A 1,982-nucleotide genomic window follows, 5' to 3' on the forward strand; every position below is an offset into this window, starting at 1 on the left:
GCGGCCAAGCAAGATCAACTCCTTATCACCGATCCACCTGTGCCCGTGGATGGGTACGGTCGTAAATTTCCCGCAACCTGGTGCGGGTTAAATGGGTATAGATCTGTGTGGTAGCAATATCAGCGTGACCGAGCAATTCCTGAACGGAGCGCAGGTCAGCACCGTTTTCCAGCAGGTGGGTGGCAAAGGAATGGCGCAAAACGTGGGGGGTTATTACCTTGTTAATCCGCCCCTGGCGGGCGTATTTTTTAATGATCTTCCAGAATCCCTGCCGGGTAAGGCGGCTGCCTTGTTGATTGACAAACAGAGCGGGGGTGCTGGTGCCTCTGGTTAGTTTAACTCGGGCCCGGGCGAGGTATTCGGACACATAAAAGGCGGCCACAGAACCCAGTGGTATAATCCTTTCTTTGGACCCTTTCCCAAAGCAACGTACAAAACCATGTTCCAGATTGACATCGGCCAGGTCCAGTGAAACGAGTTCACTTACCCGCAAACCGGTGGCGTAAAGTAGCTCCAGCATGGCCTTGTCCCGCAGCCCGGTGGCCGAGGAGGTACGGGGTTGAGCCAGGAGCCTGTCTACTTCCTCCGTGGTCAACACTCTCGGCAACCGCTGGGCGAGGCGTGGTGATTCCAGGTTCGCGGTAGGGTCGTTAAAAATGATCCCTTCTTGAACCAGAAAACGATAGAAAGATTTTAAAGCCGCGAGATGCCTGGAAACGGTGGCCGGAGCCCGCCCGTCTTTTTTTAACTTGAGGAGATAAGCCATTACGGCACCGCGCCCTTCCCCCAGGGGGTCCAGCTGCTGGGAATGACAAAAAACCCGGTACTGGTTCAAATCAAGCTGGTAGGAGGACGTGGTGTTCCGGGCCAGCCCTTTTTCCACCGCCAGGTAATGAATAAAACTGCTTATTAAATCCTGCAAGGCACATCGCCCCCGTTGGACATTATTACCCTTGGTATTCCACAGTAAATTCACCAATCCTGCTTATGACCATCTTTTTCTTACCAGTAGTTGCCACATAAAAAGGACTCCGGCCAGAACCGGAATCCTTTTTTACCCTCCGGTAAGAACTTATATTTTCACCAGTTCATACTGCCGGGTACCCAGACCGATTTCTTCCCCGTAGGTCAACTGGCGCTCCCAAACGGCCCGGGGCCACAGGGCACGGAATATGTCCCGCACTTCCCGCCCTTCCAGACGGCAACCCGGTAAGACCTTTTCTCCGTTTACCAGGTCGGCACAGGCCTGATCCAGGGCCACCGGGTCCAGGGAAGCCAGGATGCCGATATCCCGCACCACGGGAGCGTCCGTCCAGCTGGCGCAGTCGCATTCCGGAGAAACATTGGTCACAAAATTGATGAACCCGGCTTTACCCTTCTTGTTCTGGAGCACCCCGGCCGCGTACTCTACAATTTTTTCCTGGATGGCTTCCGGTTCCGTTTTCCAGTTGATATCTATGGCACCCGCCGGGCAGGTGACCGTACATTCGCCACAGCCAATACACTTTTCATGATCGATGGCCGCTTTTTTAGTTTCCCTGGACAGGACAATTGCTCCAGCCGGACACCAGCGGGTACAGCGGGCGCACCCCTCACATTTATCAGCTCTCACCGCAGGCAGCACGTCGGAGTGCATCATTTGCTTCCCGCTACGGGAACCCGACCCCATACCGATGTTCTTGAGGGCACCGCCAAAACCTGTCAGTTCATGGCCTTTAAAATGACTGATCACCAGCAGGGCATCGGCGTGTACAAGCGCGCTGCCAATCTTTACCTCGCTAAAATGTTTCAGGTTGACGGGCACATTAATATAGTCCTTGCCCGTTAGCCCATCGGCAATAATTAAGGGAGCATCAACTACAGCGTAGGCAAAACCGTTTTCAATAGCGGTTTGCAGGTGATCCACCGCGTTGGAACGGCCCCCCACATAAAGGGTATTGGCATCCGTAAGAAAGGGTTTGCCACCCAGTTCTTTAACCTTG

The 1,982-nt window shown here is 54.0% G+C and carries 2 protein-coding genes; both read right to left on the reverse strand.

Annotated elements, in window-relative coordinates; all coding sequences use genetic code 11:
• Positions 1-25: 25 nt before the first annotated feature.
• Positions 26-922: a site-specific tyrosine recombinase XerD gene (xerD, locus tag ACPLUI_RS14335; protein ID WP_424660921.1), complete on the reverse strand. Its 897-nt coding sequence runs from the start codon at positions 920-922 to the stop codon at positions 26-28.
• Positions 923-1,072: 150 nt separating this feature from the next.
• On the reverse strand, positions 1,073-1,982 hold a 910-nt coding region (locus ACPLUI_RS14340), incomplete at its 5' end, for a DUF362 domain-containing protein (protein ID WP_424660922.1).

The organism is Desulfofundulus sp. (genome assembly GCF_049701015.1).
GTDB lineage: Bacteria > Bacillota > Desulfotomaculia > Desulfotomaculales > Desulfovirgulaceae > Desulfofundulus.